This is a genomic window from Pseudoduganella sp. GW821-FHT05F09 (assembly GCF_059419605.1).
Window position 1 is genome coordinate 85,262 of sequence record NZ_JBWKSD010000010.1, and the last position, 19,133, is coordinate 104,394.

The following is a 19,133-nucleotide window of genomic DNA, read 5'->3' on the forward strand; positions in this document are numbered from 1 at the left end:
GAGGTGTGTGAACGTTACCAGTCATCCCCCGGAAAAGCAAGCCGGGATGCCGTCCAGCCTTGCCTACAGCGGCAGCGCGGTCTCGTACTTCACTTCGCGCAGCGCCACGCTGGTGTTGACCTGCGACACGCCGTTCAGCTTTACCAGCACGTTGTGCAGGAAATCGTGGTAGCCGTCCATGTCCGCCACCACGATCTTGACCAGGTAGTCCGCATTGCCGGTGGTCTCGTAGCATTCGACCACCTCCGGCCGCAAACGCATCGCCTCCTCGAAATTCTTCACCACGCCTTCCTCGTGCCGCGCCAGCGTAATGTGCGCCATGCACACCACCGACAGCCCCAGCTTGCGCCGGTCCACCAGCGCCGTGTAGCGGATGATGTAGCCGTTGTCCTCCAGCTCCTTCTGGCGGCGCCAGCACGGGCTGGCCGACATGCCTATCTTTTCGGCCAGCTCGTTGGACGAGATCCGGCCGTTCTTTTGCAATTCCGACAGGATTTTGAGGGAAGCGGCGTCCAGGGAATCATTTTTCATTTTTGTGCGGTTTTGCGAAAGAAAAAACCATTCTATTGCTTCCGTCCGAACAAATAGAAGAAATATTTCGCCAGGAGCGCGATATCATTTCCGCACTATAAGATCCTGATCCGAGACGCCCGCCCATGAATTCGATGACCCTGCCGCAGTCCCTCCTGCCCACGCTGGCCGATCCCGACTACGCCCTGTCCGACAACCTGACCCGCAGCCAGGGCCGTGTGTTCCTGACCGGCACCCAGGCGCTGGTGCGCCTGCTGTGCATGCAGAAGACCGTCGACGAGACGCAAGGCCTGCACACGGGCGGCTTCGTCAGCGGCTATCGCGGTTCGCCGCTGGGCGCTGTGGACCAGGAACTGTGGCGCGCGTCCGCGCTGCTGGAAAAGCACAACGTGCAATTCCTGCCCGCGATTAACGAGGAACTGGGCGCGACTGCGGTACTCGGTTCGCAGCAGGTGGAAGCCGACCCCACGCGCAAGGTCGACGGCGTGTTCGCCATGTGGTACGGCAAAGGGCCGGGCGTGGACCGCGCGGGCGACGCGCTCAAGCACGGCCACGTCTACGGCTCCTCGCCGCGCGGCGGTGTGCTGGTGATACTGGGCGACGACCACGGCTGCGTGTCCTCGTCCATGCCGCACCAGAGCGAGCAGGCGCTGATCGCCTGGGGCATGCCGGTGATTAACCCGGCCAACATCCAGGAATACCTCGAATACGGCTTGTACGGCTGGGCGCTGTCGCGCTACTCGGGCGCGTGGGCCGGTTTCAAGGCCATCTCCGAAACCGTGGAGGGCGGCGCCGTGGTGGACCTGCCGCCGCTGCCGCAATACGTGGCCCCCGCCGACTACACCGCGCCGCCGGACGGCCTGCACAACCGCTGGCCGGACTTGCCCGGCCTGGCGTTGGAAGTGCGCGTGGAAGCCAAGCTGGAAGCGGTGCAGGCCTTTGCCCGCGCCAATTCCATCGACCGCCTGGTGGTGCCGGCGCCCGGCGCCGCCATCGGCATCATCAGCGCCGGCAAGGCCTACCTTGATTTGCTGGAAGCACTGGAACGCCTTGGCCTGCCACTAAGCCGCCTGGAAGAAATGGGCGTGCGGCTGTACAAGCCGGGCCTGACCTATCCGCTGGAGCGCACGCGCCTGGCCGCGTTTGCGGAAGGGCTGCAGGAGATCCTGGTGGTGGAAGAGAAGGGCGCCGTAATCGAGCAGCAGGTGAAGAACCTGTTCTACAACCTGCCGCAGTCCGCGCGTCCCGCCGTCATCGGCAAGACCGACCAGCACGGCCACGCCTTGCTGTCCGCGCTGGGCGAACTGCGCCCGTCGCGCATCGCGCCCGCGCTGGTGCAATGGCTGGCGCCGCGCTACCCGGCGCTGGACCTGCAGCGCATGCTGCCGGACTTCTGCGCCGCCGAGCTGCTGTCGAACAGCGCCGACGGCGTCAAGCGCACGCCTTACTTCTGCTCCGGCTGCCCGCACAACACCTCCACACGCGTGCCGGAAGGCAGCCGCGCCATGGCTGGCATCGGCTGCCACTTCATGGCAACGTGGATGAAGCGCGACACCAACTACCTGGCGCAGATGGGCGGCGAGGGCATCAGCTGGGTGGGCTCCTCGCGCTTCGTCGGCGAGAAGCACGTGTTCCAGAATCTGGGCGACGGCACCTACTACCATTCGGGCTCGCTGGCCATCCGCCAGGCGATCGCCGCGCGCACCAACATCACCTACAAAATCCTCTACAACGACGCGGTGGCCATGACCGGCGGCCAGCCGGTGGACGGCACCCTGTCCGTGCCGCAAATCGTGCAGCAAGTGGTGAGCGAGGGCGCCAAGAAAGTGGTGGTGGTCACCGACCAGCCGGAGAACTACGACGGCGTGACGCTGCCGGCGGGCGTGACCGTGCACCACCGCAGCGAACTCGATGCCATGCAGCGCATGCTGCGCGAGATCGCGGGCGTGACGGTGCTGGTGTACGACCAGACCTGCGCGGCCGAAAAGCGCCGCCGCCGCAAGAAGAACAAGCCGGACAAGGTGGTGTTCCCCGACCCCGCGCGCCGCATGGTGATCAACCCCGCCGTCTGCGAAGGCTGCGGCGACTGCGGCGTGCAGTCCAACTGCCTGTCCATCCTGCCGCTCGAAACGGAGCTGGGGCGCAAGCGCCAGATCGAACAGTCGTCCTGCAACAAGGACTACTCCTGCGTGGAAGGCTTCTGCCCGAGCTTCGTCTCGGTGCTGGGCGGCACGCTGCGCAAGCCCGCCAGCGTGGCGTTGACGCTGGCGGACCTGGAGCAGGCGCTGGGCCGCTACCCCGCGCCCGCGCCGCACGCGCTGGCCAAACCGTTCGAGATCCTGGTGGCTGGCGTGGGCGGCACCGGCATCGTGACCGTCGGCGCGCTGATCACCATGGCCGCGCACCTGGAAGGCAAGGGCGCTTCCACGCTGGACTTCATGGGCTTTGCGCAGAAGGGCGGCGCGGTGTTGTCGCACGTGCGCGTGGCCGCATCGCCGTCGGCGCTGAACCAGGTGCGCATCGACCTGCAGCAGGCGGACGCCGTATTCGCCTGCGACCTGGTGGTGGCGGCCATGCCCGACAGCCTGTCCGTGATGCGTCGCGGGCATACGCAAGTGGTGGCCAACGAGCGCGAAATCCCGACGGCGGAATTCACCCGCGACCGCGACGCCTCCATCAACAAGGACGGCCTGCTGGAAAAGCTGGCCTCGGCGGCAGGCGCAGACCGCATGCTGCAACTGGACGCGCAGGAGATAGCCGCGCGCTTCCTTGGCGACCCTATCGGCGGCAACATCCTGCTGATGGGCTACGCCTGGCAAAAAGGCCTGGTGCCCGCCGGCCTGGAGGCGCTGATGCGCGCGATTGAACTGAACGGCGTCGCCATCGACATGAACAAGCGCGCCTTCATGCTGGGCCGCCTGGCCGCAGCCGACCAGGACGCGCTGGCCCGGCTGGCGCAGCCGCAGCAGAAAGTGATCCAGTTCACCGCGCCGAAATCGCTGCCCGAGCTGGTGGCATTCCGCGTCGAATGGTTGAGCAAATACCAGAACGCCGCCTACGCCAGCGTGTATGAGGAAGCCGTGGCCGCCATCGAACGGCGCGAAGTTGCGCTGGAAGGCGACGGCTCCAAACGCGCCTTGAGCAAGGCGGTGGCGCGCAACCTGTTCAAGCTGATGGCCTACAAGGACGAATACGAAGTCGCCCGCCTGCACGCCGATCCCGCTTTCCGCGAGCAGATCTCCGCGCAATTCGAAGGCGACTACAAGCTCGGCTTCCACCTGGCGCCGCCGCTGCTGGCGCGCAAAAAGCCCGGCTCCGACGTCCCGGCCAAGATGGCCTTCGGCGGCTGGATGATGAAAGGCTTCGGCGGCCTGGCGCGCCTGAAAGGCCTGCGCGGCACGCCGCTGGACATCTTCGGCTACACGCAAGAACGCCGCCGCGAGCGCGCCCTGCGCGACCGCTACCTGGCCTTCGTCCGCGACCTCGCCGCCAGTCTCACACCGCACAACAAAGCCGCCGCCCTCAAGCTCGCGCAGCTGCCCGAGCAAGTGCGCGGCTACGGCCACGTCAAACTCGCGGCGATGGACCAGATGGACGCCGCCTGGCAAACGCATACGGCCGAACTGCGGACCTCCGGCGCCAAGGAACTACGCCGCCAAGCCTGAACCCCAAGCCGGGGTCAGTTCTGTCATCACGTCATTTCCAAGTTGGGGTCAGTTCTACCATCACGCCATATGACGTGATGGTAGAACTGACCCTAATTTTATATGGCGCGATGGTAGAACTGACCCCGGTGGGGGGCTTAGAAAAGTGACTGCAGCGCGAGGCGATGGCCGCTGAGGGCGCCGTCGTAGCCGGGCAGGGCGGCCAGGGTGTTCTTGAATTCGGCGCTTTCCATGACGGCCAGCGCTGCGGCGACCAGCGGGGCGGCGGGGGCTTCGCGGGAGCAGGCGAAGAAGTAGCGTTCGCGCACCACGGGCACAAAATCCAGGTCGAAGCGGCGGGCGGCGGTTTCTACGCCGAAGCTGGCGTCGGCCATGTTGCTGGCGACGTAGGCGGCCACCGCCGCGTGCGTGAATTCGGCGCTTTCGAAGCCGTTGATGCGGTCCTGCGCTATGCCGTGCCCGTTCAGCAGCAGTTCCAGCAGCAGCCGCGTGCCCGAGCCGCGCTGGCGGTTCACGAAGCGCACGTCCGGCCGCGCCAGGTCGTCCAGCGTGCGGATGTCTTTGGGATTTCCTTTGGCGGTGAAGATGCCTTGCATGCGGTAGGCCAGGTGGATCAGCATCTGCCGCCCTGGATCGAGCAGGGGGCGGTATTTGGCGGCCGCCGCGCCTTCGAATTCACCCACCGGCAGGTGGAAGCCGGCCAAATCGCATTCGCCACGCGCCAGGGCCGCCACGGCTTCGGTGCTGCTGCGGTATTGCAGGTCCACCAGCACGCCTTGCTGCTCCAGCCGGCTCACCAGCGCGGCCACTGCGAAGCCGTGCGATGCGGTCAGGCGCAGCGCGGGCGGACGTTCGTCGAGCAGGCTGGCCAGCTCTTGCTGCAATTCGGACGCCAGGCTGTCGAGCATGGGGCTGAGGCGGGCGGCAATGCGCTTGTCGGCCCAGATCAGCTTGTCGGCCAGCGGCGACAGCACCGTGCCCGATCCGCGCGATTTGTGCACCAGCTCGGCGCCGAATTGTTCGTTAAATTGGTTCAGCAATCCCCACGCGTGGCGGTAGGACATGCCGCTGTCCTTGGCCGCCTGGCTGATGCTGCCCGAGCTGCGCACGGCCGCCAGCAGGTCCAGCAGCACCGGCAGGGGCACGGTTTGCCCGTTCGGATGGCGCAGCACCCAGTCGGGGCGGATCTCAACTTTGAACATATGCAAAATCCTTCATATTGCGTTGCTGTTTTTACAGTGCTAGCCTTGGCTTATGCGTGAATATTAACTGAAATATATGTTTTGTAGAACATAACTTCAGGGCTCACGGTACACAATAAAAACGACGGAGGCATTATGCAGCAGCGTATTCCCCAGGTAAGCGCCATCCTTGCCGCCAGCAGCGGCGCGCAGGACCAGTTGTTGCCGGTCCTGCATGCGATCCAGGATGCAATCGGCTATATCCCGCCCGGACAGGTGGATGAAATTGCCTCCACTTTCAACCTGTCGCGCGCCGAGGTGCATGGCGTGATCACTTTCTATCATTACTTCCGCACCGAAGCGCCGGCGCGCCAGGTGGTGCAGATCTGCCGCGCCGAGGCTTGCCAGAGCATGGGCGGCGACGCGCTGCTGGCGCACGCCGAGCGCGCGCTGGGCTGCAAGCTGCACGCGCACAGCACGGACGGCGAGTTCGCGCTGGAGCCGGTCTACTGCCTGGGCCAGTGCGCCACCGCGCCGTCGATGATGATCAACGAGGCGCTGCATGCGCGCGTTACCCCGGCCCGTTTCGACGCGCTGCTGGCCAAAGTGAAGGAAGCAGCATGAGCATCCGCATCTACATTCCCGGCGATTCGACCGCGCTGGCGCTGGGCGCCGACGACGTTGCGGCCGCCGTTGCCGCCGAAGCTGCGCGCCGCGGCGTTGACATCGACATCATCCGCAACGGCACGCGCGGCTTGCTGTGGCTGGAGCCGCTGGTGGAAGTGGCGACAGTGGACGGCCGCATCGGCTTCGGCCCGGTGGACGCGGCGGACGTAGGCGCGCTGTTCGAGGCGGGCTTCCATCTCGGCGAGAGCAAGCATGCGCTGGCATTGGGCCTGGTGGAGCAGATTCCTTACCTGGCCATGCAAAGCCGCCTGACCTTCGCGCGCGCCGGCATTACCGATCCGCTGTCGCTGGCCGACTACGAGGCGCACGACGGCTACAAGGGCTTGCGCAACGCGCTGGCGATGGAGCCTGCCGCGATAGTGGCCGCCGTTACCGCTTCCGGCCTGCGCGGCCGGGGCGGCGCCGCTTTCCCGACCGGTATCAAGTGGAACACGGTGCTGAAGGCGGCCGGTCCGCAGAAGTACATCGTCTGCAATGCCGACGAGGGCGATTCGGGCACCTTTGCCGACCGTATCGTGATGGAGGGCGATCCCTTCATGCTGATCGAGGGCATGACCATCGCCGGCCTGGCGGTGGGTGCGAACAAGGGCTACATTTACGTGCGCAGCGAGTATCCGCACGCCATCGCAAACCTGAACCACGCGATTGCCATCGCCGTGCAAGCGGGTTTCCTGGGCCAGGATATCCTGGGCTCGGGGCGCGCTTTCGACCTGGAGGTGCGCAAGGGCGCTGGCGCTTATATCTGCGGCGAGGAAACCGCGCTGCTGGAAAGTATCGAGGGCAAGCGCGGCGTGGTGCGCGCCAAGCCGCCGCTGCCTGCGCTGGCCGGCCTGTTCGGCCTGCCGACGGTCATCAACAACGTGCTGTCGCTGGCGGCGGTGCCGCTCATTCTCGACAAGGGCGCGGCCTACTACCAGAACTACGGCATGGGCCGTTCGCGCGGCACCTTGCCGGTGCAGCTGGCCGGTAACATCAAGCACGGCGGCCTGATCGAGCTGGCCTTCGGCGTGACCCTGCGCGACATCCTGTTTGAATACGGCGGCGGCAGCGCGTCCGGCCGCCAGATCAAGGCGGTGCAGGTGGGTGGCCCGCTGGGCGCCTATCTGCCCGAGTCGCAGTGGGATACGCCGCTCGACTACGAGGCCTTCGCTTCGCTGTGGGCCGTGCTGGGCCACGGCGGCATCGTGGTGCATGACGACAGCGCCGACATGGCCAAGCTGGCGCGCTACGCGATGGAGTTCTGCGCGGTGGAGTCTTGCGGAAAATGCACGCCGTGCCGCATCGGCTCCACCCGTGGCGTGGAGGTGATCGACAAGATCCGCGAGGGCAGCGAGCGTCCCAAGCAGGTGATACTGCTGCGCGAGCTGTGCGACACCATGCTGCACGGTTCCCTGTGCGCGATGGGCGGCATGACGCCGTACCCCGTGCTGTCGGCCCTGAACCACTTCCCGCAAGATTTCGGCCAGGTCTCCGAAGACCAGCGCGCCGCCTAGGAGACTTAGATGATCGAGACAATTATCAGCCGCGACTTCGGCACCCCGCCCAGCCTGGCCACGGACTTCGTTACCCTGACCATAGATGGCCAGCGCGTGACGGTCGCCGCCGGCACGTCGGTGATGCGCGCCGCCGCCGAAAGCGGCACCAATATTCCCAAGCTGTGCGCCACGGACAGCCTGGAGCCCTTCGGTTCCTGCCGCCTGTGCCTGGTGGAGATCGAGGGCCGGCGCGGCTACCCCGCTTCGTGCACCACGCCGGTGGAGGAGGGCATGGTGGTGCGCACGCAGACGGCCAAGCTGCAGGAGCTGCGCAAGGGCGTGATGGAGCTCTACATTTCCGACCACCCGCTGGACTGCCTGACCTGCCCGGCCAACGGCAACTGCGAGCTGCAGGACATGGCCGGCGTGACCGGCCTGCGCGAAGTGCGCTACGGCTACGAGGGCGCCAACCACCTGAAGCTGAAGAAGGACGAGTCGAATCCCTACTTCACGTTCGACTCGTCCAAGTGCATCGTCTGCAACCGCTGCGTGCGGGCCTGCGAGGAAACCCAGGGCACGTTTGCGCTGACCATTTCCGGACGCGGCTTCGAGTCGCGCGTGTCGGCCGGGCAGAGCGAGACGTTCATGGAATCGGAGTGCGTCTCCTGCGGCGCCTGCGTGGAAGCCTGCCCGACCGCCACGCTGCAGGAAAAATCGGTGATCTGGCTGGGCCAGGCCGAACACAAGGTGACCACCACTTGCGCCTATTGCGGCGTGGGCTGCTCGCTGGACGCGGAGATGAAGGGCAGCGAAGTGGTGCGCATGGTGCCGACCAAGAGCGGCAAGGCGAATGAAGGCCACGCTTGCGTGAAGGGCCGCTTCGCCTGGGGCTACGCCACGCACAAGGACCGCATCCTGAAGCCGATGATACGGTCCAGGATCACCGACCCGTGGAAGGAAGTGTCGTGGGACGAGGCGCTCGATTATGCGGCCTCCGAATTCAAGCGCATCCAGGCCAAGCATGGCCGCGATTCGATAGGCGGCATCGTCTCCTCGCGCTGCACCAACGAAGAAGGCTACCTGGTGCAGAAGCTGGTGCGCGCGGCGTTCGGCAACAACAACGTGGACACTTGCGCCCGCGTTTGCCATTCGCCCACCGGCTACGGCCTGAAACAGACGCTGGGCGAATCGGCCGGCACGCAGACTTTCGCTTCGGTGGCCAAGTCGGACGTCATCATGGTCATCGGCGCCAATCCCACCGACGGCCATCCGGTGTTCGCCTCGCGCATGAAGCGCCGGCTGCGCCAGGGCGCGAAGCTGATCGTCGTCGATCCGCGCCGCATCGACCTGGTGAAGTCGCCGCACGTCCGCGCGCACTACCATTTGCAGCTGCGTCCCGGCACCAACGTGGCCATGGTCAGCTCGCTGGCCCACGTGATCGTGACCGAAGGCCTGCTAGCCGAACAGTTCATCGCGGAGCGTTGCGACGACCGCGCCTTCAAGCAGTGGCGCGACTTTGTGGCGCAGGAAGCCAATTCGCCGGAAGCGATGGAGGCGGTGACCGGCGTGCCCGCCGAGCAGGTACGCGGCGCGGCGCGCATGTTTGCACAGGGCGGCAACGGCGCCATCTTCTACGGCCTGGGCGTGACCGAACATGCGCAGGGTTCGACCGCCGTGATGGGCATCGCCAACCTGGCCATGGCCACCGGTAACGTGGGCCGCGAAGGCGTGGGCGTGAATCCGCTGCGCGGCCAGAACAATGTACAGGGCTCCTGCGACATCGGCTCCTTCCCGCATGAGCTGCCGGGCTACCGCCACGTGTCCGACACCACGGTGCGCATGCAGTTCGAGGACGCGTGGGGCGTGGAACTGCAGGCCGAACCCGGCCTGCGCATTCCGAACATGTTCGAAGCGGCGCTGGACGGCAGCTTCAAGGGCCTGTATTGCCAGGGCGAGGACATCGTGCAGTCGGACCCGAACACCCAGCACGTGATCGCGGCCATGGAGGCGATGGAGTGCATCGTGGTGCAGGACATCTTCCTGAACGAGACCGCCAAGTACGCCCACGTGCTGCTGCCGGGTTCCTCCTTCCTGGAGAAGGACGGTACGTTTACCAACGCCGAGCGCCGCATTTCGCGCGTGCGCAAGGTGATGGCGCCGAAGGCCGGCTATGCCGACTGGGAGGTGACGGTGCAGCTGTCGAACCGCCTGGGCTATCCGATGAACTACACGCATCCGTCACAGATCATGGACGAAATCGCGCGCCTGACGCCCACCTTCAGCGGCGTGAGCTACGCCAAGCTGGAGAAGCTGGGCAGCATCCAGTGGCCGTGCAACGACGCCGCGCCGGAAGGCACGCCGACCATGCACATCGACCAGTTCGTGCGCGGCAAAGGGCGTTTCATCATTACGCAGTACGTGCCGACGGACGAGAAGGTGACGCGTATGTATCCGCTGATACTGACCACGGGGCGCATTCTGTCGCAGTACAACGTGGGCGCGCAGACGCGCCGCACCGAGAACGTGCGCTGGCATGCCGAGGACAGGCTGGAGATCCACCCGCACGATGCGCAGGAACGCGGCATCAAGGACGACCAGTGGGTGGGCATCCAGAGCCGGGCAGGGGAGACCGTGCTGCGCGCCCTGGTGACGGAGCGCATGCAGCCGGGCGTGGTGTACACCACCTTCCACTTCCCGGAATCGGGCGCGAATGTGATCACCACCGAGAATTCGGATTGGGCCACCAACTGCCCTGAGTACAAGGTGACGGCGGTGCAGGTGATGCCGGTGCAGCAGCAGTCCGATTGGCAGCTGGAGTTCGCGCGCTTCCACGAGGAGCAGATGGCCCACAAAGACGCTGCGGCGCAGCCGGCTTGAGACCAGGAGAGATTATGAATATTCACCACCTGGTCATTATGGCCAACCAGATCGGCACTTTCTTTGCGTCCTACCCGGACCAGGAGGAGGCCAGCAGTGAGATCGCCAACCACCTGCAGCGCTACTGGGCGCCGCCGATGCGGCGCCAGCTGCTGGCGCACGTGGCGGAGCATGGCGGGGAGGGGCTGGCGCCGCAGGTGCTGGCGTCCATCCAGGCCAACCTGGTGCGGTTGTCCCCCGCTCCGGTCGGGGCGTAGCGGCATGGCGGGTTACGGCGGCTCGCGCCGCCTAACCCGCCATGCACGGCCACCGGCCTCACACCACTTTCAACATCACTTTCCCAATATGCGCGCTGCTCTGCATGAGCGTGTGTGCCTCTGCCGCCTGCTCCAGCGGATAACTCCGGTAAATCACCGGCTTGATCAGCCCATCCTCCAGCAGCGGCCACACCCGCGCCAGCAATTGCCGCGCAATGGCCGCCTTGAACGCCACCGGGCGCGGACGCAGGGTGGACCCGGTCACCGTCAGCCGCCGCAGCAGTATCTGCCCCAGCGGCACCTCCGCCTTGCCGCCGCCCAGCAGCGCGATAAACACCAGCCGCCCGTCATCCGCCAGGCACGCCAGCTCGCGCGGCACATAAGCCCCGCCCACCATATCCAGTATCACATCCACGCCCTTGCCGCCGGTGGCGTCCTTCACCGCCGCCGCGAAGTCGCCGGTGCGGTAGTTGATCGCCAGGTCCGCCCCCAGCTCCTCGCAAGCGCGGCACTTCTCGTCCGACCCCGCCGTGGCGAACACCCGGTGCCCCAGCGCCTTGGCCAGCTGGATCGCGGTCACGCCTATGCCCGAACTGCCGCCCTGCACCAGCAGCGTCTCGGTGGGCGCCAGCGCGGCGCGGTCGAACACATTGCTCCACACGGTAAAAAAGGTCTCCGGCAGCGAAGCCGCCTCCAGCAGCGACCAGCCCCGCGGAATCGGCAGGCACAGCTCGATCTGCGCCGCGCAATACTGCGCATAGCCGCCGCCCTGCACCAGCGCGCACACCATGTCGCCGATGCGCCAGCCGCTGTCGCCAACATGGCCGGCCACGATCTCGCCGGCGACCTCCAGGCCCGGCAGGTCGGACGCGCCGGGCGGCACCGGATAGCTGCCGGCGCGCTGCAGCAGGTCGGGCCGGTTGATGCCGGCCGCGTGGACTTTGATCAGCACCTGGCCCGGCTGCAGCGACGGGCGCTGGCGCTCGCACAGTTGCAGCACTTCCGGGCCGCCGGGCTGGGTGATTTCGATGGCGCGCATGGTTTCCTCTCTAGAAATGGGGGAATCCGATGGTAGGCGCGGGTGGGCGCGCACGCCGATGACCGCCGTCAATTTTCCACAAATTGACGGGACAGGGGCCATCTTGCGAATCTTGACCGGGGTCAATGCGTGTTGTCTCAGCCGCTGCCTATGATGGGACTATCTCGCGGTGCAAACCGCATGCCATACTAGCCATCAAAAAATTATAACTACTGGAGATAGACCCATGAGCAAAGCATTAGACGGGGTGCGCATCCTCGACTTCACCCACGTGCAATCGGGGCCGACCTGCACCCAGCTGCTGGCCTGGTTCGGCGCCGATGTGATCAAAGTGGAAAGGGCCGGGGAGGGCGACGCCACCCGTGGCCAGCTGCGCGACATTCCCGGCGTGGACAGCCTGTATTTCACCATGCTGAACCACAACAAGCGCTCCATCACGCTGGACACCAAGAAAACCATGGGCAAGCAGGTGCTGGAGACCCTGATACGCGACTGCGACGTGCTGGTGGAGAACTTCGCCCCCGGCGCGCTGGACCGCATGGGCTTCAGCTGGGAGCGCATCCAGGAACTGAATCCGCGCATGATCGTGGCCTCGGTCAAGGGATTCGGCCCCGGCCCCTACCAGCACTGCAAGGTGTACGAGAACGTGGCCCAGTGCGCGGGCGGTTCGGCCGCCACCACCGGCTTCGCCGACGGTCCGCCGGTCGTCACCGGCGCGCAGATCGGCGACAGCGGCAGCGGCCTGCACCTGGCGCTGGGCATCGTCACCGCGCTGTTCCAGCGCAATGCCACCGGCCGGGGCCAGAAAGTCGACACGGCCATGCAGGACGCCGTGCTGAACCTGTGCCGCGTCAAGCTGCGCGACCAGCAGCGCCTGGAGCGCACCGGCACCATGGAGGAATACCCGCAGTTCGCCGAAGGCGTCACCTTCGGCGACTCGGTGCCGCGCGCAGGCAACGCGTCCGGCGGCGGCCAACCGGGCTGGATCCTCAAGTGCAAGGGCTGGGAGACCGACCCGAATGCCTACATCTACTTCATCGCCCAGGCGCCGGTGTGGCCGGCGATCTGCAAGGTGATAGGCCGCGAAGGCTGGATCAGCGATCCCGATTACGCCACTCCGCGCGCGCGCCTGCCGCGTTTGATGTCCATCTTCGCCACGGTGGAGGAGTGGACCCGCGAGCACACCAAGTTCGAGGTGATGGACATCCTGAACAAATACGACATTCCGTGCGGGCCTATCCTGTCGATGAAGGAAATCGCCGAGGAACCGTCGCTGCGCGCCAGCGGCACCATCGTGGAAGTGGACCATCCCGAGCGCGGCAAGTATCTCACGGTGGGCAACCCCATCAAGCTGTCCGACAGCGCCACCGAGGTCACCCGCTCGCCGCTGCTGGGCGAGCACACCGAGGAGGTGCTGCGCGAGCTGGGCTACGACGCCGCGCAGATCGCCGCGCTGCGCGACGAACGCGTGATCTGAAGCGGCGGCAGCCGTGCATTACGTCACGCCGGGCGGGACGCATGGGGAGCCCGCCGCCGCACCCGCCTCGCTGTCGGCCATGCCGTCCGGCGCCGTCCCCGCGCCGGTGGCGGACCTGAACGCGCTGTACGGCGAACTGCCTTTCCTGGACCGCTTCGATGCGGCGGCGCAAGCCGGCTTCGAGCGCGTGGAATGCCTGTTCCCGTATCTGTATCCGGTGGAGCAGATCGCGCACCGGCTGTGCTGCCACGGCCTGCAGCTGGTGCGCTTTTGCCTGCCCGCCGGCGATTGGGTGGGCGGCGAGCGCGGCATCGCCTGCCTGCCGGAGCGCAGCGGCGAGTTCCGCTACGGCGTGGAGGAGGCCATCCGCTACGCCCGCCCGCTGGGCGTGCGCCAGCTGCGCTGCCTGACCGGCTTGCCGCAGGCGGGGCTGGCGCCGGAACTGGCGCGCCAGACGCTGGTGGCCAACCTGCGCCACGCCGCCGCCGCGCTCAAGCCGCACGGCATCGCGCTGCTGGTCGCCGCGCAGGATGCGCCCGACGCCCCCGCCATCATCCGCGACACCGGCGCGGACAACCTGTTCCTCCACGAGCAAGGCCAGCCATGACGAAACCGCGCAACCATGTCCACACCCGCGTCTACACCCACGTCGACTGCTACGACCACCAGCCCGGCGCGGGCCACCCCGAATCGCCGCAGCGGCTGGCGCTGGTGCTCGAAGCGCTGAAGACCTCGGAATTCGCCGCCCTGGACTGGCGCGAAGCCCCGCTGGGCACGCGCGCCCAGACCGAGCTGATACACGACGCCGACTACTACGACGCCGTGGCCGAAGCCTTGCCCACGAGCGGCGTGGTGCCGCTGGACGGCGGCGACACCATGCTGTCCCCCGGCTCCTGGCGCGCGGTGATGCGCTGCATCGGTGCGGCCTGCACCGGCGTGGACGACGTCATGCTGGGCGAAGCGGCCAATGTGTTCTGCGCCACGCGGCCCTGCGGCCACCATGCGGAGCCGGACCGCGCCATGGGCTTCTGCATCTTCAACCAAGCCGCCATCGCCGCCGCCCACGCCAGCCGCGCGTATGAGCTGGAGCGGGTGGTGGTGGTCGATTTCGACGTCCACCACGGCAACGGCACGCAGGCCGCGTTCTCGCCGCTGCCAGGGCTGTTCTACGCCTCCTGCCACCAGTCGCCGCTGTATCCGGGCACCGGCTTGCGCAGCGAGACCGGCAGCCGCAACAACATCCTCAACGTGCCGCTGCCGCCCGGCTGCGCCTCTGCCGCCTTCCGCGACCGCATGCGTCTTGAACTGCTGCCGGCGGTGCGCGCGTGGGCGCCCGAGCTGCTGGTTATCTCCGCCGGCTTCGACGCCCACCGCGACGATCCGCTGGCCGGCCTGCAGCTTGATGACGATGACTTCCACTGGATCACGCGGGAGCTGATGGCCATCGCGGCCGAGTCGGCGCAGGGGCGCGTTGTCTCTATCTTAGAGGGCGGCTATAGCTTGACCGGCTTGGCCGGCGGTGCAGCAGCCCACGTGCGCGCGCTAATGACGCCGTAATCATGCTTGCTACGTTCCATCGGGAGATTTGTTCTCCGCAGCGATTATTTGCAGTGCCGCCCTCGAAAGGAAGCCGCTTCGTGTCTCATGCCTCGCTTTAGTGAAGTCGTCGATTTTGCTAAGAACGAATCGCGGGAGACTGATGTTAATGCGCTCAGGCTTACTATCCAGTTTCTCCAGTTTTATATCGACCAAGGCCCAAACGGCACCCGCGTAGTCTTCGTTTTGAGATAACACCTCAATCTTTGATTGTGTGATTTCTACCTGCTCGCCCAATTCGTTCAACACATCAATATGACTGTAAATTGCCTCTTTGACATTTCGCAATGCTTCATCAATGGACTCGCCCGATGAGTAGCATCCTTTGATATCAGGGACGTTCACGCCATATACGCTCCCTTCGTCCTTAAAAATAGCTACGGGAATCTCCATCGTCCTCTCCATTGTCGTTTTACTTCAGCCCTGCATCCTTCAATATGCTGTTCCACGTTCCTTTTGGCAGATCTTTCTTCGGATGAGGCACAGTTACGAGGTTCGGTTTTGTCGGGTGTTTGAAGTGATGGTGGCTTCCCTTCACCCTGACCAGTTGCCAGCCATCTTCTTCCAGCAGTTCAATGAGCTTGTGAGAGTTCATTTGCTTTTTATGACGCCGTTGTGTGTAATTCTACACACGGATTTTGCTTATGCAAGGCCAAGACTATGTTGTTAGTGATCTAGGCTGGCGCCAGGTATTGCTCGATCAATATCGCGCCGTCGCTCAGAAGGAAGTTCTTGAACGCCTGCGCCACTGGCGGCAGGCGTTTGTTTTTGCGGTGCACCACGTACCAGTTCAGCATCACCGGGAAGCCTTCCACGTCCAGCACCACCAGGCTGCCGGCCTTCAGCTCCTGGCTGATGGTGTGCGCCGACAAAAACGCCACCCCCATGCCCGCAATGACGGCCTGCTTGATGGTCTCGGTGCTGCGGATCTCCATCGCCACGTTCAAGCGCTCCAGGTGCGCGCCGAAGCCGTCCTCCATTGAATTCCAAGTATCCGACCCGCGCTCGCGGACCACGAACGGCTCCTGCACGATGCGCTCGACCGGAATGCGCCGCGCGCCCGCCAGCGGGTGCTGCGGCGGCGCCACGATCACGTAAGGGTGGGGCGCAAAGGCGGCGTGGGCGGCGTCGCCTTGCTGCGGCGGGCGGACCATCACGGCCAGGTCGGTCTGGTTGCTGGCCAGCCGTTCCAGCAGTTCGGCGCGGTTGTGCACCGTCAGGTTCAGTTTCACGCCCGGATGGCGGCGCGCGAATTCCACCATCAGGCGCGGGAAGAAGTAGTCGCCCGCGCTGATCACCGCCACGTTCAGCTTGCCTCCGGCGATGCCCCGGAACTGCGTGAGCGCCTCCTCGGCTTCCTGGAACTGCTGGATGATGGCGCGGCTGTGGTACAGCAGTTCGGCGCCGCCCGGCGTCAGGTAGACCTTCTTGCCCAGCTGCTCGAACAGCACCAGGCCGGCATGGCCTTCCAGCGTCTTGATCTGGGTCGACACGGCCGGCTGCGTCAGGTGCAGCTCGGCGGCGGCGCGGGAAAAGCTCAGGTGGCGCGCTACCGCTTCGAAGACTTTCAGCTGGCGCAGGGTGGCATGTTTCATCGGAGGCCTATGTATACAGCATCGTGTATGGAAATGACAAAAACCTTTAACTATACCTAATCATTGTCTGGCCCTACGATGCATTAGTCAACCGACATTATTCCAACAGGAGGAGCAGACCATGATGCAGATCGATACCGCCGACCTGGCAGACGCGCAGCGCGAGGCTTACAACGCCGCTTTTGGCGAACTGGGCCTACGCTGGTACTGGGGCAGCAACGATTACGCCGGCCAGATGGGCGTGGAGAGCCAGCGCGCCCACCTGCGCCGCTATGTGGAGAACCACCACCCGCACATGCTGAAGGTGTACGAGGCCGACTTCCTCGTCAACGCCATCCAGACCACCATGGCGCGCTGCCTGGAGGCGGCCCGTGCAGGGGGCGCTTTATTTAGCTTGAAATAAATGAAAGAATGTCGAATCTTAACCGCGGTCAAGGATATCGGTTTTTGCTTCTTCCACAATCATCTCGTGACACGGTCGACCAGACACAGTCCCACATAAAAATTTTAATGGAGATAACGAAATGAAGCATGACGATGACATCGCGCCAGTGATCAGGCCTCCTTCGTACCGCTGGCTACAACTCATCATGGGCATTATCTGTATGGCCATGATCGCCAATCTGCAGTACGGTTGGACCCTGTTTGTGAATCCCATCGCCGACAAGTACGGCTGGAGCAAGGCGGCCATCCAGGTGGCCTTCACCATCTTCATCCTGACCGAGACCTGGCTGGTTCCGGTGGAAGGCTGGGCGGTCGACAAATGGGGACCACGTCCCGTGGTGCTGTTCGGCGGCTTGCTGTGCGCGCTGGGCTGGATCATGAACTCCTACGCCGACTCGCTGACCATGCTCTACATCGCGGCGGCCATCAGCGGCATCGGCGCCGGCGCCGTGTACGGCACTTGCGTGGGTTCGGCACTGAAATGGTTCCCTGACCGCCGGGGCCTGGCGGCGGGTTTGACGGCGGCGGGATTCGGGGCCGGGTCAGCGGCCACCATTATTCCCATCTCCATGATGATCGCCAAAAGCGGCTACGAGTCCACCTTCCTCACCTTCGGCATCGGCCAGGGCGCCATTGTGATGCTGCTGGCGCTGCTGATGGTGCGTCCGCCGGCCCACGTGCCGAGCAAGATCCAGAAGCAGACCAAGGTACAGCAAGGCCGCGCCGAATTCGGCCCGTCGCAGATCATCCGCAAGCCGGTGTTCTGGGTGATGTACGTGATGTTCGTGCTGGTGGCAGCCGGCGGCCTGATGGCGACCGCGCAAATGGGCCCTATCGCCAAAGACTTCAAGATTGACGGCGTGACCTTCAACATCATGGGCATGGTGCTGCCTGCGCTGACCTTCGCCCTGGCCATCGACCGGGTGCTGAACGGCCTGACGCGACCCTTCTTCGGCTGGGTGTCGGACCAGATCGGCCGCGAGAAGACCATGTTCATCGCCTTCGCGCTGGAATCGGTGGGCATCCTGGCGCTGTACTACTGGGGCCGCGATCCTATCATGTTTGTGATCCTGACCGGCCTGGTGTTTTTTGCCTGGGGCGAGATCTACAGCCTGTTCCCCGCCACTTGCGCCGACACCTTCGGCACCAAGAACGCGGCGGGCAATGCCGGCCTGCTGTACACGGCCAAGGGCACGGCTTCGATCTTCGTGCCGCTGTCGAGCGTCATCACGGCGGCCACCGGCAGCTGGGAAGCGGTGTTCTTCGTGGGCTGCGGCCTGAACGCGGCTGCCGCCTTCATGGCCTGGTGGGTGCTGCGTCCGATGCGCAAGCGCTTCATGGACACTGCCGTTACCCCGGTTGAAGTAGCCGACGAAAAAGGCCTGGCCGCCGCCGCCCGGCTTGCCAACTAGCCCAAACCCCTGACTGATACGCGCCGGCTGCAGCAGCAGCCCTGGCAGCCGCAGCTCCCGCTGCCGCCGCCGAGGGACTCTGCACGCCGGCGTCTTTCGAAACGAGAACGACATGATCAAACGCTGGCTGCGCTTCCAACACTTCGACACCGTGCGTTTCGGCACGGTGGAAGGCGACAAAATCCGCATCTACGAAGGCGATATGTTCGATGCGCCCACGCCGACCGATTACACGCTGCAGCTGTCCGACGTGAAGCTGCTGATGCCGGCGGTGCCCGGCAAGGTGCTGGCCATGTGGAACAACTTCCATGCGCTGGGCCGCAAGCTGGGGCTGGAACCGCCGCCCGAGCCGCTGTATCTGCTGAAAACGCCGAACTCCTACCTGGCCCCCGGCGCCACCATCCGCAAGCCGCTGTGCGAGGACAAGGTGGCCTTCGAAGGCGAGCTGGCCATCGTGATCGGCAAAACCTGTTTCAACGTCTCCGAGGCCGACGCCCCGGACCATATATTCGGCTATACCTGTGCCAATGACGTCACCGTGAACGACATCATCAAGCGCGATCCGACTTTTCCGCAGTGGGTGCGGGCCAAGGGTTTCGACACCTTTTGCCCCTTCGGCCCGGTGATCGCCACCGGCCTGGACCCCGCCATGCTGGTGGTGCGGACCATCCTCAACAGCGAAGTGCGGCAGGACTACCCGATCAACGACATGGTGTTTTCCGCCGCCCAGCTGGTGAGCCGGATTTCCAAAGACATGACGCTGGATCCGGGCGACATCCTGCTGTGCGGCACCTCGGTCGGCGTCGGTTCGATGCGGCCGGGCAGCATCGTGGAGGTCGAGATCGACGGCATTGGCAAGCTCAGCAACCGTTTTGAGTAAAAACCAAGGAGCTGAAA

General features: G+C 65.1%; 17 protein-coding genes. 11 read left to right on the top strand and 6 right to left on the bottom strand.

The genetic code is table 11. From position 1 onward, the window contains the following. Positions 1 to 63: 63 nt before the first annotated feature. Entirely contained in the window at positions 64 to 531 is a 468-nt protein-coding gene (locus AC07S4_RS26725) for an Lrp/AsnC family transcriptional regulator (RefSeq protein WP_494989493.1), read from the bottom strand. Positions 532 to 656: 125 nt separating this feature from the next. Here AC07S4_RS26725 and AC07S4_RS26730 point away from each other — a divergent pair, with 125 nt between their 5' ends. Continuing rightward, complete coding sequence (locus AC07S4_RS26730; RefSeq protein ID WP_494989494.1) at positions 657 to 4,196, top strand: indolepyruvate ferredoxin oxidoreductase family protein; 3,540 nt, start codon at positions 657 to 659, stop codon at positions 4,194 to 4,196. Between the two features lie 137 nt (positions 4,197 to 4,333). Here the strand turns inward: AC07S4_RS26730 and AC07S4_RS26735 are convergent, their stop codons facing one another. Next, positions 4,334 to 5,398: a substrate-binding domain-containing protein gene (locus tag AC07S4_RS26735; RefSeq protein ID WP_494989495.1), complete on the bottom strand. Its 1,065-nt coding sequence runs from the start codon at positions 5,396 to 5,398 to the stop codon at positions 4,334 to 4,336. A gap of 135 nt (positions 5,399 to 5,533) precedes the next feature. Here AC07S4_RS26735 and AC07S4_RS26740 point away from each other — a divergent pair, with 135 nt between their 5' ends. From AC07S4_RS26740 to AC07S4_RS26755, 4 genes are read left to right on the top strand one after another with little or no spacing between them, the layout of a single operon-like run. Next, complete coding sequence (locus AC07S4_RS26740) at positions 5,534 to 6,001, top strand: formate dehydrogenase subunit gamma (RefSeq protein ID WP_494989496.1); 468 nt, start codon at positions 5,534 to 5,536, stop codon at positions 5,999 to 6,001. Next, positions 5,998 to 7,557: a formate dehydrogenase beta subunit gene (locus AC07S4_RS26745; protein ID WP_494989497.1), complete on the top strand. Its 1,560-nt coding sequence runs from the start codon at positions 5,998 to 6,000 to the stop codon at positions 7,555 to 7,557. Before AC07S4_RS26740 ends, AC07S4_RS26745 begins: the two co-directional genes overlap by 4 nt. A gap of 9 nt (positions 7,558 to 7,566) precedes the next feature. After that, positions 7,567 to 10,416 (top strand): formate dehydrogenase subunit alpha, encoded by a 2,850-nt coding sequence (gene fdhF, locus AC07S4_RS26750; RefSeq protein WP_494989498.1) that lies wholly within the window; start codon positions 7,567 to 7,569, stop codon positions 10,414 to 10,416. Between the two features lie 14 nt (positions 10,417 to 10,430). Next, entirely contained in the window at positions 10,431 to 10,673 is a 243-nt protein-coding gene (locus AC07S4_RS26755; protein ID WP_494989499.1) for a formate dehydrogenase subunit delta, read from the top strand. Between the two features lie 58 nt (positions 10,674 to 10,731). Here AC07S4_RS26755 and AC07S4_RS26760 read toward each other — a convergent pair whose 3' ends face one another. Then, positions 10,732 to 11,712 carry an NAD(P)H-quinone oxidoreductase gene (locus AC07S4_RS26760; RefSeq protein WP_494989500.1) on the bottom strand — a complete coding sequence of 327 codons (981 nt, stop codon included), beginning with the start codon at positions 11,710 to 11,712 and terminating at the stop codon, positions 10,732 to 10,734. 226 nt (positions 11,713 to 11,938) lie between these two features. On the opposite strand from AC07S4_RS26760, the gene frc reads away from it, so the two are divergent. The 3 genes from frc to AC07S4_RS26775 are packed head-to-tail and all read left to right on the top strand — an operon-like array spanning position 11,939 to position 14,746. Then, entirely contained in the window at positions 11,939 to 13,189 is a 1,251-nt protein-coding gene (frc, locus tag AC07S4_RS26765; protein ID WP_494989501.1) for a formyl-CoA transferase, read from the top strand. A 13-nt stretch (positions 13,190 to 13,202) separates the two neighbouring features. Then, complete coding sequence (locus AC07S4_RS26770; protein WP_494989502.1) at positions 13,203 to 13,796, top strand: TIM barrel protein; 594 nt, start codon at positions 13,203 to 13,205, stop codon at positions 13,794 to 13,796. Beyond that, positions 13,793 to 14,746: a histone deacetylase family protein gene (locus AC07S4_RS26775; protein WP_494989503.1), complete on the top strand. Its 954-nt coding sequence runs from the start codon at positions 13,793 to 13,795 to the stop codon at positions 14,744 to 14,746. The genes AC07S4_RS26770 and AC07S4_RS26775 overlap by 4 nt, the downstream gene beginning before the upstream one ends. A gap of 9 nt (positions 14,747 to 14,755) precedes the next feature. Here AC07S4_RS26775 and AC07S4_RS26780 read toward each other — a convergent pair whose 3' ends face one another. From AC07S4_RS26780 to AC07S4_RS26790, 3 genes are all read right to left on the bottom strand, one after another. Then, positions 14,756 to 15,178: a type II toxin-antitoxin system HicB family antitoxin gene (locus tag AC07S4_RS26780; protein WP_494989504.1), complete on the bottom strand. Its 423-nt coding sequence runs from the start codon at positions 15,176 to 15,178 to the stop codon at positions 14,756 to 14,758. 19 nt (positions 15,179 to 15,197) lie between these two features. Further along, a complete protein-coding gene (locus AC07S4_RS26785; protein WP_494989505.1) occupies positions 15,198 to 15,380 on the bottom strand; it encodes a type II toxin-antitoxin system HicA family toxin in 183 nt (60 codons plus the stop codon). Positions 15,381 to 15,459: 79 nt separating this feature from the next. Next, a complete protein-coding gene (locus AC07S4_RS26790; RefSeq protein WP_494989506.1) occupies positions 15,460 to 16,380 on the bottom strand; it encodes a LysR family transcriptional regulator in 921 nt (306 codons plus the stop codon). A 121-nt stretch (positions 16,381 to 16,501) separates the two neighbouring features. On the opposite strand from AC07S4_RS26790, the gene AC07S4_RS26795 reads away from it, so the two are divergent. The 3 genes from AC07S4_RS26795 (at position 16,502) to AC07S4_RS26805 (ending at position 19,116) form a co-directional block, all read left to right on the top strand. Further along, on the top strand, positions 16,502 to 16,783 hold the full coding sequence (locus AC07S4_RS26795) for an HAD family hydrolase (protein ID WP_494989507.1): 282 nt from the start codon (positions 16,502 to 16,504) through the stop codon (positions 16,781 to 16,783). Positions 16,784 to 16,904: 121 nt separating this feature from the next. Then, positions 16,905 to 18,236 carry an oxalate/formate MFS antiporter gene (gene oxlT, locus AC07S4_RS26800; protein ID WP_494989508.1) on the top strand — a complete coding sequence of 444 codons (1,332 nt, stop codon included), beginning with the start codon at positions 16,905 to 16,907 and terminating at the stop codon, positions 18,234 to 18,236. A gap of 112 nt (positions 18,237 to 18,348) precedes the next feature. Next, positions 18,349 to 19,116: a fumarylacetoacetate hydrolase family protein gene (locus AC07S4_RS26805; RefSeq protein WP_161075421.1), complete on the top strand. Its 768-nt coding sequence runs from the start codon at positions 18,349 to 18,351 to the stop codon at positions 19,114 to 19,116. Positions 19,117 to 19,133: the final 17 nt, after the last annotated feature.

Bases quoted from the DNA above. Each gene is read 5' to 3' on its own strand.
- AC07S4_RS26725 (WP_494989493.1), bottom strand. From the start codon at position 531: ATGAAAAATGATTCCCTGGACGCCGCTTCCCTCAAAATCCTGTCGGAA.
- AC07S4_RS26730 (WP_494989494.1), top strand. From the start codon at position 657: ATGAATTCGATGACCCTGCCGCAGTCCCTCCTGCCCACGCTGGCCGAT.
- AC07S4_RS26735 (WP_494989495.1), bottom strand. From the start codon at position 5,398: ATGTTCAAAGTTGAGATCCGCCCCGACTGGGTGCTGCGCCATCCGAAC.
- AC07S4_RS26740 (WP_494989496.1), top strand. From the start codon at position 5,534: ATGCAGCAGCGTATTCCCCAGGTAAGCGCCATCCTTGCCGCCAGCAGC.
- AC07S4_RS26745 (WP_494989497.1), top strand. From the start codon at position 5,998: ATGAGCATCCGCATCTACATTCCCGGCGATTCGACCGCGCTGGCGCTG.
- fdhF (WP_494989498.1), top strand. From the start codon at position 7,567: ATGATCGAGACAATTATCAGCCGCGACTTCGGCACCCCGCCCAGCCTG.
- AC07S4_RS26755 (WP_494989499.1), top strand. From the start codon at position 10,431: ATGAATATTCACCACCTGGTCATTATGGCCAACCAGATCGGCACTTTC.
- AC07S4_RS26760 (WP_494989500.1), bottom strand. From the start codon at position 11,712: ATGCGCGCCATCGAAATCACCCAGCCCGGCGGCCCGGAAGTGCTGCAA.
- frc (WP_494989501.1), top strand. From the start codon at position 11,939: ATGAGCAAAGCATTAGACGGGGTGCGCATCCTCGACTTCACCCACGTG.
- AC07S4_RS26775 (WP_494989503.1), top strand. From the start codon at position 13,793: ATGACGAAACCGCGCAACCATGTCCACACCCGCGTCTACACCCACGTC.
- AC07S4_RS26780 (WP_494989504.1), bottom strand. From the start codon at position 15,178: ATGGAGATTCCCGTAGCTATTTTTAAGGACGAAGGGAGCGTATATGGC.
- AC07S4_RS26785 (WP_494989505.1), bottom strand. From the start codon at position 15,380: ATGAACTCTCACAAGCTCATTGAACTGCTGGAAGAAGATGGCTGGCAA.
- AC07S4_RS26790 (WP_494989506.1), bottom strand. From the start codon at position 16,380: ATGAAACATGCCACCCTGCGCCAGCTGAAAGTCTTCGAAGCGGTAGCG.
- AC07S4_RS26795 (WP_494989507.1), top strand. From the start codon at position 16,502: ATGATGCAGATCGATACCGCCGACCTGGCAGACGCGCAGCGCGAGGCT.
- oxlT (WP_494989508.1), top strand. From the start codon at position 16,905: ATGAAGCATGACGATGACATCGCGCCAGTGATCAGGCCTCCTTCGTAC.
- AC07S4_RS26805 (WP_161075421.1), top strand. From the start codon at position 18,349: ATGATCAAACGCTGGCTGCGCTTCCAACACTTCGACACCGTGCGTTTC.